Source organism: Sneathiella sp., from assembly GCF_036844445.1.
Lineage (GTDB): Bacteria > Pseudomonadota > Alphaproteobacteria > Sneathiellales > Sneathiellaceae > Sneathiella.
The window spans coordinates 34,956-48,398 of record NZ_DAIUFV010000008.1 but is presented as its reverse complement, the minus strand read 5'-3'; the positions used below and the strand labels follow the sequence as shown (position 1 = coordinate 48,398).

Annotated in this window: 16 protein-coding genes; 11 read left to right on the top strand and 5 right to left on the bottom strand. The window is 56.9% G+C overall.

What is annotated here, in order from left to right; translation table 11 throughout:
* Nucleotides 1–2 precede the first annotated feature (2 nt).
* From V7Z56_RS14325 to V7Z56_RS14310, 4 genes are all read right to left on the bottom strand, one after another.
* Nucleotides 3–1,043 carry a hypothetical protein gene (locus tag V7Z56_RS14325; protein ID WP_334130199.1) on the bottom strand — a complete coding sequence of 347 codons (1,041 nt, stop codon included), beginning with the start codon at nt 1,041–1,043 and terminating at the stop codon, nt 3–5.
* Nucleotides 1,044–1,055: 12 nt separating this feature from the next.
* Nucleotides 1,056–1,241, bottom strand: coding sequence for a hypothetical protein (locus tag V7Z56_RS14320; RefSeq protein WP_334130198.1), 186 nt, complete (start codon nt 1,239–1,241; stop codon nt 1,056–1,058).
* Entirely contained in the window at nt 1,238–2,113 is an 876-nt protein-coding gene (locus tag V7Z56_RS14315; protein ID WP_334130196.1) for a PD-(D/E)XK nuclease family protein, read from the bottom strand. The genes V7Z56_RS14320 and V7Z56_RS14315 overlap by 4 nt, the downstream gene beginning before the upstream one ends.
* A 167-nt stretch (nt 2,114–2,280) precedes the next feature.
* Complete coding sequence (locus V7Z56_RS14310; protein WP_334130194.1) at nt 2,281–2,919, bottom strand: helix-turn-helix domain-containing protein; 639 nt, start codon at nt 2,917–2,919, stop codon at nt 2,281–2,283.
* Nucleotides 2,920–3,053: 134 nt separating this feature from the next.
* Here V7Z56_RS14310 and V7Z56_RS14305 point away from each other — a divergent pair, with 134 nt between their 5' ends.
* The 9 genes from V7Z56_RS14305 to V7Z56_RS14265 all read left to right on the top strand — a co-directional run bounded on the left by V7Z56_RS14305 (nt 3,054) and on the right by V7Z56_RS14265 (nt 11,281).
* On the top strand, nt 3,054–4,670 hold the full coding sequence (locus tag V7Z56_RS14305; RefSeq protein ID WP_334130193.1) for a DEAD/DEAH box helicase: 1,617 nt from the start codon (nt 3,054–3,056) through the stop codon (nt 4,668–4,670).
* Nucleotides 4,667–4,834: a hypothetical protein gene (locus tag V7Z56_RS14300; RefSeq protein ID WP_334130192.1), complete on the top strand. Its 168-nt coding sequence runs from the start codon at nt 4,667–4,669 to the stop codon at nt 4,832–4,834. The genes V7Z56_RS14305 and V7Z56_RS14300 overlap by 4 nt, the downstream gene beginning before the upstream one ends.
* 85 nt (nt 4,835–4,919) lie before the next feature.
* Nucleotides 4,920–5,240 (top strand): hypothetical protein, encoded by a 321-nt coding sequence (locus V7Z56_RS14295; protein WP_334130191.1) that lies wholly within the window; start codon nt 4,920–4,922, stop codon nt 5,238–5,240.
* On the top strand, nt 5,237–6,631 hold the full coding sequence (locus tag V7Z56_RS14290; protein WP_334130190.1) for a DNA cytosine methyltransferase: 1,395 nt from the start codon (nt 5,237–5,239) through the stop codon (nt 6,629–6,631). The genes V7Z56_RS14295 and V7Z56_RS14290 overlap by 4 nt, the downstream gene beginning before the upstream one ends.
* Nucleotides 6,628–7,368 (top strand): DNA-methyltransferase, encoded by a 741-nt coding sequence (locus V7Z56_RS14285; RefSeq protein ID WP_334130189.1) that lies wholly within the window; start codon nt 6,628–6,630, stop codon nt 7,366–7,368. The genes V7Z56_RS14290 and V7Z56_RS14285 overlap by 4 nt, the downstream gene beginning before the upstream one ends.
* Before the next feature lie 4 nt (nt 7,369–7,372).
* The gene (locus V7Z56_RS14280; RefSeq protein WP_334130188.1) at nt 7,373–7,546 is read left to right on the top strand and encodes a hypothetical protein; all 174 of its coding nucleotides are present in this window, start codon (nt 7,373–7,375) and stop codon (nt 7,544–7,546) included.
* A gap of 309 nt (nt 7,547–7,855) precedes the next feature.
* Nucleotides 7,856–8,278, top strand: coding sequence for a hypothetical protein (locus V7Z56_RS14275; protein WP_334130187.1), 423 nt, complete (start codon nt 7,856–7,858; stop codon nt 8,276–8,278).
* Complete coding sequence (locus V7Z56_RS14270; RefSeq protein WP_334130186.1) at nt 8,271–8,459, top strand: hypothetical protein; 189 nt, start codon at nt 8,271–8,273, stop codon at nt 8,457–8,459. Before V7Z56_RS14275 ends, V7Z56_RS14270 begins: the two co-directional genes overlap by 8 nt.
* Nucleotides 8,456–11,281: a DUF6371 domain-containing protein gene (locus V7Z56_RS14265; RefSeq protein ID WP_334130185.1), complete on the top strand. Its 2,826-nt coding sequence runs from the start codon at nt 8,456–8,458 to the stop codon at nt 11,279–11,281. The genes V7Z56_RS14270 and V7Z56_RS14265 overlap by 4 nt, the downstream gene beginning before the upstream one ends.
* Before the next feature lie 276 nt (nt 11,282–11,557).
* Here V7Z56_RS14265 and V7Z56_RS14260 read toward each other — a convergent pair whose 3' ends face one another.
* Entirely contained in the window at nt 11,558–11,866 is a 309-nt protein-coding gene (locus tag V7Z56_RS14260) for a hypothetical protein (protein ID WP_334130184.1), read from the bottom strand.
* On the opposite strand from V7Z56_RS14260, the gene V7Z56_RS14255 reads away from it, so the two are divergent.
* Both V7Z56_RS14255 and V7Z56_RS14250 read left to right on the top strand, forming a co-directional pair.
* Nucleotides 11,853–12,062, top strand: coding sequence for a hypothetical protein (locus V7Z56_RS14255; RefSeq protein ID WP_334130183.1), 210 nt, complete (start codon nt 11,853–11,855; stop codon nt 12,060–12,062). The two genes, V7Z56_RS14260 and V7Z56_RS14255, sit on opposite strands and share 14 nt — an antisense overlap.
* Nucleotides 12,063–12,077: 15 nt before the next feature.
* Nucleotides 12,078–13,016: a hypothetical protein gene (locus tag V7Z56_RS14250; protein ID WP_334130182.1), complete on the top strand. Its 939-nt coding sequence runs from the start codon at nt 12,078–12,080 to the stop codon at nt 13,014–13,016.
* Nucleotides 13,017–13,443 lie beyond the last annotated feature (427 nt).

Here is a 13,443-nt window from a genome sequence, read left to right as displayed (position 1 = left end):
GCTTAGTCCCCGAACCCGAAACCTGACTGGTCGTCGCCGTCGTCCATGTCAAACGGTACAGCGTCGTCTTCAACGATCTCCGCATCGACGACATCGGGCTCGTCGCCGTTGTCGGTAGCGGGTTCGCCCTCGGCGTCGGCCTCGGCGCTCTCCCATCCCTCAATCCATGCGGCCTGAACTGACGGGACGTCGTCGGGAACGTCATCCTTTTCGACGCCGGCATGAAAGGCGCGATATCCGTCCTTCTGGGCGGCCTCGATCTGGACCTTGCTCGGACGGCCGCGGCTCGGCTTTGGCTTATCTGCCTCCGCCCCGGCGGCAGGATCCTCCTGCATGGGCTCGACGATCTTTGGCGCGGGCTTCTGCGCTGGTTCGGGCTCGACAACCTGATACTGTGTCGGTGGCAGGTCATAGACCTCATCCTCCATTGGGATACCCATAAGCACGTCTGGTGCGTAGAGGCGTCCGAAGAAGGCGGCAGCGCGATATCTGCCCATGAGGTCCGGCATGGTCTTCCATTTGCTGCCGCTCTTGCCGTACCATCCCTCTGCGACGGCCATCGCGAGCGTGACCTCGGGACCTTCGAGCAAATCGCCTGACTTGTCTTTCGCGGACGCGACGTAACGCTTGTTTCGGATTTTTTCCTTTTTGGTGGTTTTGGTGCGAGCGCCTTTCGGCCCGGTCCATACGTCATATTCGACCTCCGTTTCGCCGAGGTCCGTGACCTCAAAGCGTAGCGGCGAAAACCGGCCGCAGCTGTTAAGGGCAGCAATGATGAAGGGCGCCGACCAGCTCGGCCGGCCTTCGATGACGTGAAGGTTCTGCATCACCATGAGGGCGCTCGCGCCAGTTCTCTGCGCCATGTCGATCGCGACCAGCGCGTTGCCCATATTGCTGCGGTAGGCGTCCGGCACCATTGTACTTTCGGAGAGAGCGCGCGCCATGCGCTGGGCGAGATCAAAGCCACTGCGGCTGCTAAACACATTGCCGATAACGTCAGTGCTGGGGGCGGAAGTGTCGCGAACTGCGAGTTGTTTATCCATGTCTGATCCTCGTTAAATGTATGTAATTGCTAAGAGAAGGGCGAAAATTCCGCCCAAAAACACCAGGGCCGCACAGACGGTGTAAAACAGGGCTTTCCTGCAGGCGCGCAGCGTGCTTTTGAGCCTCGACCAGCGCGGTTCGGCGCGATCAATAAAGATCGGCTTTGGGTCATGAAGCTGATGGACATTGTCATTCATCGCGATGTCTCCCTGAAGATTTTGCCCTTGTGGGCCATGCAGAAATTTGTTCCGTAAGCGGGACAATAATTGGGGCTGCACATCATGGAGTTGGGGTTTGGCAGGAAAACCCAGGAATCGCCCGTTTCGCGAAAACGCGTCACGCTCGCTTTGATGTGATTGAGAGTCTCCCATGCCGCGCGCTCCGCCTCTTTCAGGCTGTACTCGCTTACAACAGGATCCGGCTGCGGCCGGGAGGCGGCGGCGCGCTTGATATAAAATTCGCGCAATGTCGTGACGGTGTGACCATTGCTGCGCGCAAGCAAAGAATAGGCGCCGTATTGCGCCTGATTTGCCCGCTGAACGGTCCCGGTCTTGAAGTCGCCGATCGATGTCGCCTCAAGCACGTCGAGGTGGCCGCGGAGCAGGAAGCCGTCGCCAATATCTGCCTCAAAGGCACACTCGACAGCGACGGGGTTGATATCATCGGCAATGGTCTGGATGACGGCGAGAGCCATTCTGGCCGCCTGCTTCTCGGCGGCTTCCCGGCTTACGGTAGTGTCATCCCAAACGACGCCATCGGCAATGCCGGATGAAACACTTTCTGTGATCCGCGCCATCCATTCATCGCGCGGGGTTTCGGCGCCGGTCATCCTGTTGGTTAGGACAAGGCCAAGAGCCTCATGCGTCGCTGTCCCGATAATTGCGCCGATCGATGGCGGTATATCTGTCAGGTCATATCCGTTTTCCGCCACCAGAACGGGGAAAAGACGTGCGGCATGCCGGCGGTTGCAATCGGAATATTGAGGTAGGCTGCTGGCCCTGATTACTGTAGACATTGGCTTCCCAGGTTGGCGATTATTCCGCCAAAAATACCGCATCGAGAAGATCATGAAAATAAATTAATGCGGTATAATTGGCCGCATCACCATACATAAAAATAGTTGACCAGCAAGTCAAAAAAATACCGCGACGCGATATCGGCGTCACGGTAGGGCTGTCTTTATTGGAATTAACTGTTAGTTAATAAAGGGATAAAGGCGCTTTAGAAAGCGCTCCGCTAAATCGCACCAATCCGGCCAATGATGCGGCCAATTATACGTAGCTGAGAGATGTATTTGCGTTTTACGATGAAAGGCGGGCTGGATTCTCCGCCCGATTCGAGAACGATATTATCACCTTCAAAGGATGTCTGGCGAGGCACAATAGTCCCGGCGATGCACACAGCGAACACGCAGTTTTCCGCCAATTCTTTGTCCGACGTATCAAGGATGGCAAGGTCGCCGGGCATTAAAATCGAGGACACTCCTTCGTTTGCGACGGGCAGTATCGCAAGATCGGAATTGCCGCGTTCCGGCAGGATTTTCAGGAGGTCTTTCGGAAAAGCGATATATTTTTCAATGGTCAACCCGTTGTCGTTGGTTCGGCTAACCTTTTGAAGTTTATTCATAAAAAGCGGTATTCTAAGGATCTCGATCTCTTCCGGGTGCGTGATAAGTTCATCCACCGTTATCGACAGTGCGCGCGCCAATAGCGCGAGCTTTTCCCGCGTGATCATTTTTGTGCGGCCGGCGACCAGGCGGCGTACGGTATCGCGCGGTAAACCTGCGATATCTTCCAGTCGTCGGATGCTCTCTATTCCCATCTCGTCCATGCGGCGGGTTATGTTTTGCGCAAGTGCGCTAGATTTAGGTGTCATTGATTTTCTCATGATTACCAAAATGTCTGATTAAGGCTGTCAGCACTGAATTGCTTAGGCAAGGGCAAAAAATCCAAAGATTTCATTAAGATAAATAATTAACCTTAACACGTAGGCGTTAACCACCAGTTGTTGTGTGCCCGTTCGGTTGGGGCGCTCCATATCGTAATGAAGAAATCAACCGTTACGAAATTAATTTTGCGACATTCTTGACATGCGGCCAATTATACCGCACTGATGAACTTGATTTTGCGAATCGAGCGTCATTAAAGCGTCAGAAGGTACCGCACGTAGCCATGCCGGAAATCAATCTTAGGCCCCACCAAAAGAAATTTATTTCGGACATCGCCCGCGACTTCGCAGAGGGCAGTAAAGCACCAATCGGGGTCGCTCCGACTGGGATGGGCAAGACAGTTTGCCTCGCATATATGGCGAACGGCGCGCGGAAAAAAGGGAACAGCGTCGGCATTACGGTGCATCGCAAAGAGCTGCTGAGCCAGACAAGCATCGCGCTTGCCGCACAGGGTGTGTATCACGGCCTGATCGCCGCAGATAAAGATATCCGGGCCTGCATCAGCCATCACATCGAAATTTTTGGCCGCAGCTACTTCAACGCGGACAGTGGCGTCCATCTTTGCTCGGTTCAAACGGCGGCGCGCCGCATCGATAAGATTGAGCCGTTCGATTACATCATGATCGACGAGGCGCATCACGCCGTTGCAGGCCAGTGGTCCAAGTTTATCGATGCGATGCCGGACGCAAAAATGCTCGGCGTGACCGCGACGCCGGAACGGCTTGACGGCAAAGGGCTCGGTATCGAATACGGCGGATGCTTTTCCTCCCTTGTGATGGGCCCCTCGGTTCAGGAGCTGATCGACCTCGGCTATCTGGCGCAGCCCCGCATTTTCGCGCCGCCGGTTCAATTCGACGCGGCATCCATTCGGACGCGGGGCGGTGATTATGACGGCAAGTCTGCATCGATGAGCCTGGATAAACCGACGATCACCGGCGACGCCATCGCACATTATCGCCGGATCTGCGACGGCGTGCCCGCCATTGCCTTCTGCGCGTCGGTCGAACATGCGCGCCACGTCGCCGATCAGTTTGCCGCCAGCGGTTACCGCGCGGCCTGCATTGACGGGGAGATGGACGACCGGCCGCGGCGCGAGGCGATCGCCGGTCTTGGCGATGGCCGCATCCAGATATTGACCAGCTGCGAAATTGTCTCGGAGGGCACCGACATCCCGATTGTCGGGGCCGCTATCTTCCTTCGGCCGACGCGCTCCCTTGGCATGTATCTGCAGCAAGGAGGCCGTGTTCTTCGGCCTTACAAAGGCAAGGAGTGCGCCTTCGTCCTTGATCATGTCGGCAACAGCCTGCGGCACGGCCTGCTCGAGGACGACCGCGAATGGTCGCTCGAGGGGCGCAAAAAACGGGCCCGCGCAAATGATGACGAGCGCGCCACGTCGGTCGCGGTTTGCCTCGAATGTTATGCCGCTTTCCCCTCGCATGCGCGCCGGTGCCCGATGTGCGGTCACGTCCGCCAGGTCGCGGGCCGTGAAATCAATGAGGAGGACGGCGAACTCGTCGAGATCAAGCAGAGCCAGATGAAATTTGAGCGGCGGCGCGAGCAGGCGATGGCGCAAAGCCTCGATGACCTGATCGCGCTCGGCAAACGCCGCGGCATGAAAAACCCGGCCGGTTGGGCGCGCCATGTCTGGAATGCTCGCCAGCAAAGGAGAACGGCATGAGCGAGGACAAGCACCGCGCGGATCTCGAGCGCCAGTGGGAGCGGGACATCGAGTGTCGGTACGACCGACTGCCCGATTGGTATCGCAACCCGATCGAGCGGAAAGCGCATCGCGATGCATGGGTAAACGCCGAAATGGCCAAAATTCAGGGGAGATCATCATGAGCAACAAGGAATTCGCGAACTACCTGCTGATCGGCTTCTCGTTGGCTCTCGCGTTCGTCATCTCCTTCGTGGAGGTGTATCCGGGATGACAGCAAAATGCACTTCAGGACCATGGACATATCGCCTTGCCGCAAATTCATATGGCGAAAACGGCGCGTTTGTTGTGGTTCGAGACACCAATGACAGTGAGCAAACATTGATTTGTCATATGCCATATTCAGGGGTGAATTCTAGCCGCATTGAAGAACGCAAGGCCAACGCCCGCCTAATCGCCGCCGCGCCGGAACTGGTCGATGCGCTGAATGTGGCGCTAGGACATCTGACCGGTGGAGTGGACGGAGACTGGAGAGATTGCGACTACCTTGATCTGATCCGCGCAGCACTCGAAAAGGCAGGCATCAGATGACCGGCCTGATCATCGACAACTTTGCAGGCGGCGGCGGAGCATCCACGGGGATTGAGCAGGCGCTCGGTCGCCCGGTCGATGTGGCGATCAATCATGACCCGGTCGCCGTCGCCATGCACAAGGAAAATCATCCTGACACACATCATTATTGCCAGTCGGTGACGCGGGCTGATCCGCTCGACGTCACGCAAGGGCGGCCCGTCCATCTCGCGTGGTTCTCGCCGGATTGCACCCATCACAGCAAGGCCAAGGGCGGCAAGCCCCGGCGCCAGCATCTGCGTGATCTCGCATGGGTCGTTGTCCTCTGGGCGGACCGGGTTAAGCCCGATGTGATCATGCTCGAAAATGTCGAGGAATTCCGTCACTGGGGGCCCCTCTGCGCGGACGGCTATCCGGTCAAGGAAAAGCGCGGCGAGACGTTTGACCGGTGGGTCAAACAAATCCGCCGCGCCGGATACAAGGTCGAATGGCGAGAGCTGCGAGCCTGCGACTATGGCGCCCCGACAATTCGCAAGCGGTTTTTTCTGGTCGCGAGGCGCGACGGCAAGCCAATTACATGGCCCAAGCCGACGCATGGCCCGGCTGGTTCTGGCCTTCTGCCATATCGGACGGCGGCGGAGATCATCGATTGGTCGCTGCCATGCCCGTCTATCTTCGATCGGCCGCGTCCGCTCGCTGAGAAAACTTTGCAGCGGATTGCGCGCGGGCTTAAGCGGTTTGTGATTGATGCGGGCGAGCCGTTTATCATCCCCGTGGGATACGGCGAGCGGAAAGGGCAATTGCCTCGCGTCAATTCCATCAAGGATCCGCTCGGGACGGTCGTTGCGAGCGGGGCAAAACATCACTTGGTAACAGCCTATCTTACCAAGCACTTCGGCGGCATGACCGGCGTTGATATCAGGACGCCATTCCCGACCGCGACATCCCGCGCGACCCAAAACACGATCGTCACCAGTCATCTGATCAAGTATCGCGGCACCTGCCAGCATGGACAGCCGGTTGCTGACCCGGTGCCAACCATCACGGCGGGCGGCACGCATATCGGCGAGGTGCGCGCGTTCCTGATGAAATATTATGGATCCGGCGAGAATGTTTGCGAAGCGCGCGAGCCCATTCATACGATCCCGACAAAGGAGCGCTTCGGCCTCGTGACCGTTCGGGGAGAGCTTTATCAGATAACCGATATCGGCATGCGGATGCTTACCCCGGCCGAGCTTTTCCGCGCCCAGGGTTTCCCGCCCGAAACGAATTTTATCCCGCTCATCAACGGCAAACCGATCAACAAGACGCAGCAGGTCCGGCTTTGCGGAAATTCTGTGCCGCCGCCGCTCGCTCGCGCACTGGTGGCGGCGAATATCCCAGATGCAGCAATGATGGAGGCGGCGGAATGACCGCGCCTGTGCAAATCGGCGATGCGCTGCTCTATCAGGGCGATGCGGCGGAGCTGATCGCAAGGCTGCCGGCTGCCGATCTCGTCGTCACGGATCCGCCCTACCTACTCACCGCGGGAGGGCAAGGCCGGGGGCATATGGCCGGGAAATTTAACGGCCAGTATGACAATAGCGGTCGCATCGTCGCGTGCGAAATTGGCTGGCCCGAGATCATGCGCGTTGTCGCCGTCGCACTCCGGGACGGGGGCGATGCCTATGTCATGGCGGACGACAAGAATATCACCCGTGCCGCCAATGCGGCGGAAGCCGCTCGGCTCAAGCATCATCGGCACTTGGTTTGGCACAAGACGTCCGGCACCCCGAACAGGTGGTATATGAAGAGCGCGGAGTTCGCGCTCTATCTCTATGCCGGATCCCCGCGCACGGTGAATGACTGCGGGATGGGGCAGGTGTTTGTCTGCCCGCCGGGAACGGATACCGGCCATCCGACCGAAAAGCCAATCCGCTTGATGCAGGCTTGGATCGAGCAATCAAGCAATCCCGGCGATCTGATCATCGATCCTTTCATGGGATCTGGTACGACCGGGATCGCCGCGCTTCGCGCCGGACGGCGCTTTATCGGGATCGAGATCGACCCGAAATGGCACGACGTTGCGCGCAAACGCATCTCCGCCTTCGTCACGGGAGCCGATCTCGCGGGCGTCCCCAACCTCTTCACAACACTCGGGAAAGGCTGACAATATGCTGATATTCCTTATATTTTTGTCAATCTATCTTTATTCTCTTGGCTGTTTTTACGGCGTTCGCAAGTTTGTCGCTGACGGCGATCCGATCGACGCCGCCACCCTTGTCGTTGTCGCTCTTTGGCCGATCCTGCTGCCGCTCAGCTTTGCGTTCCGCAAAGTCAATTACTGACGGTTGGCCTTGCTGTGAAAAACCCATCGCGGGAATATCTCGTCTCTCCGGCGCGGCGCGCGATGAGGCAGGCCCTCAATAAAAAAACGGCGAGGATTCCTGTCGTCGCCGCCGGGCCGCCGCCGCGTTCATGCCAATACCCGCTCTGGGGGGGCGAGTTACCGCCGATCAGCGAGATTGATCAGCATTTTTGCGGCGCTCCGACACGGGAAGAATCCAGCTATTGCGAGGCGCATCACAAACTGTGCCATCAAAAACCCGATCCGTCGCAGCCGCTTGTGCAATGGAATTATTCAGGGAGGAAGATCAATGGCCAAAGAAGAAAAAACAATTCTCAATGATTGCCTGATTGCCCTCGGCAAGCTGCGACATGTGCGCGCATGGCGGAACAACACGGGGCAGGCGTGGGCGGGCCGTGGGGTCCGACTCCGCGGCGGCCAGCGCATTATCGCTGAGGAAGGAGACGTCCTCGTCCGTCGCGCGCAGCCGGTACGGTTCGGTCTGCCCGGCTCCGGCGATATCATCGGCATCGAGCGTGTCCGGGTCACGTCGAATATGGTCGGCACGGATATTGGCCGCATGATCAGCGTCGAGGTAAAGGCACCGAAGGGCAAGGAATCCGATCAGCAATCAAAATTCCGGAAAATGATACAGGCCATGGGCGGCGCCGCAGAAATCCTGCGCGATCCGGCCGACATACCTCGCATCTTTGGAGCGCGCGGTGATGAGTGACGAGGACGTCAAGCGCCTGATAGCGGCGGCAGAAAGAATGGATCGCTGGCTTTTCCAGACATGCCGGGCGAGCAGGTTCCGGCGCCTGCTGGCCCTTGGCCTCCCCGCGCAGGATCTGCATGACGCCTTGGCGGCTGTAAAATCAGCACAGCGCGAGCGGTCAAATGAGGGAGAAAAATGAGCCGCATTGACTTCCCCGCTATTGCCAGCGCCGCTCTCGCTGCTTATCCCGGCCTGCTGCATGAATGGATTGCCGGCGGAACGGTCTCGGGCCATGAGTTTCAGGCACGTAACCCGACCCGGTCTGACGCGAAGCCCGGCAGTTTTTCCATCAATATTCGGACCGGCAAATGGGCTGATTTTGCCCCCGGGGATTCAGGCGGCGACGCAATCGATCTTTACGGATATCTCAACGGCCTTGATCTCGGCGCTGCGGCGCGAGAGGTGGCATCTTATGTCGGCCTGTCAGATAGGGCGGAGCGGCGCTCACCATCGCCCCGCCCGGCGAAGGCGCGGCCGCCCGAGCCCGAAGAGATCGCGGCCATTTTGCCGGTACCGGATCACGCGCCGCCGATGATGGAAGGCGACCGCACCTGCCGGCTTTTCAATCCGAAACAGGCGGGCACGGCGCGGGAGTTCACGAGTTTCAAGCCGTCGCTGGTCCATGAATACCGCGATGCCAATAAAAACCTGCTCGGCTATGTCATCCGCGTGGACATGAAAGGCGGCGGCAAGATCACGCCGCAAATAACCTTCTGCCGCTTCCCTGACGGTGCCGAGCGCTGGTGTGTCGCAGGCTTCGCCGATCCGCGTCCGATCTATGGGCTTGATCGCCTCGCCGAAAAACCGAAGGCCATTGTCCTTTTGGTGGAGGGCGAGAAATCTGCCGACGCCGGCGCGCGGCTTTATCCTGATGCGGCGGTTATTGCATGGCCGGGCGGCACCAACGCGATCCGAAAGGTCGATTGGACGCCGTTGCAGGACCGCCGTGTTATTGTCTGGCCGGATTATGACGCGCCGGGCTATGCCTGCGCGGCCGGAAAAATCAATAAGCAGGGCATTCTCGTGCCCGGCCTTGCGCATCTGCTATCGAGCATCGCAAAGACCATCATCATCAGTCCGCCCAAAGGGAGCGCGAAGGGATGGGATGTCGCCGACGCCGAGCTTGATGGCTGGACTATCGAGACCGCGCGTGACTTTATGACGGAGCGGGTCGCCCATGCCAAGCAGCGCGGGCCGCTTGAACCGCGAAGAGAGGCACCGGACGCACCGCCGCCCGGCCTGCCCGATCAGATGGATCCGCCGCCCAACGACGACCGCCCGCCATATGAGCCGCAGCCGCTACCTGATACGCAGCCAATAGATGATGAGCCGTTTCGGATTTTGGGCTATAACCGCGGCATTTATTATTATCTGCCGCGCGCCACGGCGCAGGTCGTTGAGCTTTCGCCCGGCGCACATAGCAAGCTCAATCTGCTGCAGCTGGCGAATATTTTCTATTGGGAAAGTCGGTTCCCGAAAAAAGGCGGCGCCGATTGGGAAATGGCGGCGAACGCCCTGATCGGGATGAGCCACAAGAAAGGCGTCTTCCGCCCCGAAGAAAAACGTCGTGGCCGCGGCGCATGGATTGATAACGGGCGCCCCGTCTTTCATTTCGGCAACGTTCTCGCCGCAGGCGGTGAGATCATGGATCCGCTCGAGTTCGACAGCGGCTACACATATGAGGGGGACAGCCCCTTGAAATTCACGCCGGGCGCGGCCGCAACCACAAGCGAAGCGAATGAGCTCGTTATGATCTGCCGCAAGGTCCGCTGGGAGAACAAGCTGAGCGGCATTGCGCTTGCCGGCTGGTGCGTCATCGCGCCGGTCTGCGGCGCGCTCAACTGGCGGCCGCATATCTGGATCACGGGGCCGGCCGGATCGGGAAAGACGACCATCCTCCGCGATATCATCGGCCGCGTGGTCGGGCCGGGCGCGCTGCAGGTCGAAAGCAAGACGACCGAGGCCGGTCTACGCCAGGCGCTCGGCTATGATGCGCTGCCGGTGATCTTCGACGAAGCCGACGCGGAGGATGAGCAGGCGCAGGCCAGGATGCAGGGCGTTCTCGACCTTGCCCGGGTCGCGTCATCGGAATCGGGCGGTGTCGTGTATAAAGGATCAACTACCGGGCGCACCTTGGCCTATCGCGTCCGCAGCTGCTTCTGCTTCAGCTCGATCAATACGACCGTGAAGCATTATGCCGACGAGACGCGCACGACGATGCTGGTTCTGTCGCGTCAGAAAGGCTCTACGGATCAGGAGCGGGAGGATATTCGGGTCCATTATCACGAGCTGATGGACGCGATAAATAAGCATCTCACGCCGGAATTTGCAAACCGGATGCTGATACGCTCGGTCAAATATCTGCCCATCCTCACCCAGAACGCTGACACCTTCGCGCAGGCCGCGGCGGTTGTTCTTGGAAAGCGGCGGATCGGCGATCAAATCGGGGCGATGCTGGCCGGGGCATATCTCTGCCACTCGACCAAGGAAATATCGTTCGAGGATGCCATTGCCTGGATCAAGCGGCACAATTTCGGAGATCATACCGAAGCTTCGGATATCGAGGATGAGGAGCGGCTGCTCCAATATATCCTTGAATATCGCCTCCGCGTTCACGGCGGGAACGGAACCGCTTTTGAGCGCAGTGTCGGCGAGCTGATCGCGACGGTACTGGATAGTTCCGCGGATGATCGGATTGCTTCCGATATCGCGCATGGGGAGCTTTGCCGCAACGGAATCAGGGTCGACCGGCCCGACCTTGCCGACGGAACGAGCGGACGAATTTACATCAGCAACACATCCAATGCGGTAAAAAGAATTCTTCGTGGCACGACATGGGCGTCAAACTGGCGCCGCCCGCTGCTGGCGCTCGACGGGGCGAGAAGCGCTGGAAATGTCCGATTTACGCCAGCATTGTCGACGCGCGCGACGTCTCTCCCGATAACAATTGTCGGAATATAGTGCATCTTATCGATATCTATATTAACCATAAGTAGAAATATACTTGCGATTAGTGTTGCATAATCTTTTTATATTTTAGTAAAATTATTTGAAACCGCAGATTATTTGCGGGAACGGCCAGTGGGGGCTGGCCGTCGGACGTTGTGTGAGAACGCCACCTGAATAAAAATTTAATCAGCCCGCACCCTCGCGCGAGGGGAGCGCTACAAGTAACAGGAAGGGTGGTCGATGTTAATTAATTCTGTGCGTGACGCGGTAGTTTGTGAAATCAACAGGTTAAATATCGTGAAGGGGAGGGGTGTCTCTCCCGACATCGAATCTATAATTGATACGGCCGTAGCCCGGCTTGAAGGCATTGTCGCCTTCTATTTGCAGGACAGTCGGTCCGAACCGCGCGTTGCGATTATCGGGCAGGGCAAAGAACGGAGGAGGAGCAATGAAGTATTCAGCAAAAATATCTCTCGCGGCAGCAACTATGATTATGTTGGCCGCGACGCAGGCTTGGTCAGGCCCGGCGAATAAATACGTTGAGCAGGTAAACGCGATGCCGCTCAGTGACCAGGTGGCCGTGATGTCGATGGCCATTGCGACCGCCGGCTACAGCTGCGATCCCGCCGGCGTCCTCTATAGAGGTATCGACCCTGAGAGTGGATCCGGCTTCTACGGCGTCCTTTGCCAGTCCGGAACGCATTATATGGTCTCCCTTCCGAACGATCCATCGGTGCACAGCCAGGTGGCAGAGTGCGCCGCGCTCAAGCCTCTTGACATCCATTGCTTCTAAGCCGGTCACCAACTGATGGCGGAAGAGGGGGCGCAATATCGGGCGCTGGCGGCAGAGGACCAGAAGGCCAACCGTAAACAAACGCGCCGCGTCAATCTCGCGGCGACATACTTATCGGCCGGAATTTTCTTCTTCGCGGTTGGCCTTTTTCTCGGCTTTCGCAGCATCGGCGAGACAATGGCGCCGAATGAATGGGGCGATTTCTTTGCGGGCTTTGCCGGGTCTCTGGCGCTTATCTGGCTTATTGCCTCATTCCTGCTGCAGCGCTTGGAGTTGGAGCAAAACACCCGCATGCTGCATCTGCAGGCCGAGGAACTCAGTGAGAACACCGCCGCGCTCGAGGTGCAGGCGGAGCAACTGAAAGTTGCCGCTGAGGAGGCAAAGCGGAGCAACGAGATTTCGACCTGGGTTGAACTTTTGAAAATCACTGATGGGCATCTCCGTGATTTTCCAAGGATTACGCCGAAAATTTCTCGGAACCCGATGGGAGAATATATAATCAGATTCTCGGAGGCTTTTAAGCCTAGCAACGTCACCTATTTCGCAACAAGCAATAACAAAGACGCATTTATATATTTTCCTAGTGATAGAGTTCGGAGCCTTGATTCGTGGTATTTTAATATTAGGGAAGAAATCCATGGTAGGAAGAGTGTCTTTATCGATATAACATTAGAGAACGATATCGGCATTCGACTCGGCGTGAAATACCTCGTGGTTTTACAGGGCCAGGGGGGGATCCAAGTTATCGTTTGCAACGATGGGGTTGAAGAAATTGCCGAACTTCATGCGGGCATTCTTTACGATATCAGTGAAGCTAATCACATTAATAGAAGCCGTCGGGATGGCACAAATTCTGGCAAAACACGTGTTACCACACGAAGTTTCGACGAACACGGTGAGCGGAATCCGATCACTATCGAATCCGAACAGGTAAACTCGCCGCCCGTAAAATAATATTTTCTCTCTGTCAATATTGGCCCTGTGAAGTCGTTAAGATGTTGCAGGGCTTTTATTATGTGAATTTCGGGAAAAACCGTAGATTTTATTAATCGACGCATCAGCAACCATAGATTTTAATCTGTAACGTTTTCCGCGCCTTGTAACGGTGCCTGTAACGTTTTCAGGGCCTAGCGTTACAGATAATGCATTGATAAATATAAGAAAATAAAAATCTGTAACGTTGTAACGCTTTTTTCGAAGATACAGCCCCATATAGACGAAAATATATGCAGGCAATATTATTGATAAAATATATCTGTAATATATCGACATAATACCTGATCGCGCACACGGGGCTGTATTATCTGGAAATATATATAAAAACGTTACAGATTAATATTAATATAATAAAATCAGTTAGTTATCTGTAACGGTCGCTGTA

Bases quoted from the DNA above. Each gene is read 5' to 3' on its own strand.
- V7Z56_RS14325 (WP_334130199.1), bottom strand. From the start codon at position 1,043: ATGGATAAACAACTCGCAGTTCGCGACACTTCCGCCCCCAGCACTGAC.
- V7Z56_RS14320 (WP_334130198.1), bottom strand. From the start codon at position 1,241: ATGAATGACAATGTCCATCAGCTTCATGACCCAAAGCCGATCTTTATT.
- V7Z56_RS14315 (WP_334130196.1), bottom strand. From the start codon at position 2,113: ATGATCTTCTCGATGCGGTATTTTTGGCGGAATAATCGCCAACCTGGG.
- V7Z56_RS14310 (WP_334130194.1), bottom strand. From the start codon at position 2,919: ATGACACCTAAATCTAGCGCACTTGCGCAAAACATAACCCGCCGCATG.
- V7Z56_RS14300 (WP_334130192.1), top strand. From the start codon at position 4,667: ATGAGCGAGGACAAGCACCGCGCGGATCTCGAGCGCCAGTGGGAGCGG.
- V7Z56_RS14295 (WP_334130191.1), top strand. From the start codon at position 4,920: ATGACAGCAAAATGCACTTCAGGACCATGGACATATCGCCTTGCCGCA.
- V7Z56_RS14290 (WP_334130190.1), top strand. From the start codon at position 5,237: ATGACCGGCCTGATCATCGACAACTTTGCAGGCGGCGGCGGAGCATCC.
- V7Z56_RS14285 (WP_334130189.1), top strand. From the start codon at position 6,628: ATGACCGCGCCTGTGCAAATCGGCGATGCGCTGCTCTATCAGGGCGAT.
- V7Z56_RS14280 (WP_334130188.1), top strand. From the start codon at position 7,373: ATGCTGATATTCCTTATATTTTTGTCAATCTATCTTTATTCTCTTGGC.
- V7Z56_RS14275 (WP_334130187.1), top strand. From the start codon at position 7,856: ATGGCCAAAGAAGAAAAAACAATTCTCAATGATTGCCTGATTGCCCTC.
- V7Z56_RS14270 (WP_334130186.1), top strand. From the start codon at position 8,271: ATGAGTGACGAGGACGTCAAGCGCCTGATAGCGGCGGCAGAAAGAATG.
- V7Z56_RS14265 (WP_334130185.1), top strand. From the start codon at position 8,456: ATGAGCCGCATTGACTTCCCCGCTATTGCCAGCGCCGCTCTCGCTGCT.
- V7Z56_RS14255 (WP_334130183.1), top strand. From the start codon at position 11,853: ATGTCGATGGCCATTGCGACCGCCGGCTACAGCTGCGATCCCGCCGGC.
- V7Z56_RS14260 (WP_334130184.1), bottom strand. From the start codon at position 11,866: ATGGCCATCGACATCACGGCCACCTGGTCACTGAGCGGCATCGCGTTT.
- V7Z56_RS14250 (WP_334130182.1), top strand. From the start codon at position 12,078: ATGGCGGAAGAGGGGGCGCAATATCGGGCGCTGGCGGCAGAGGACCAG.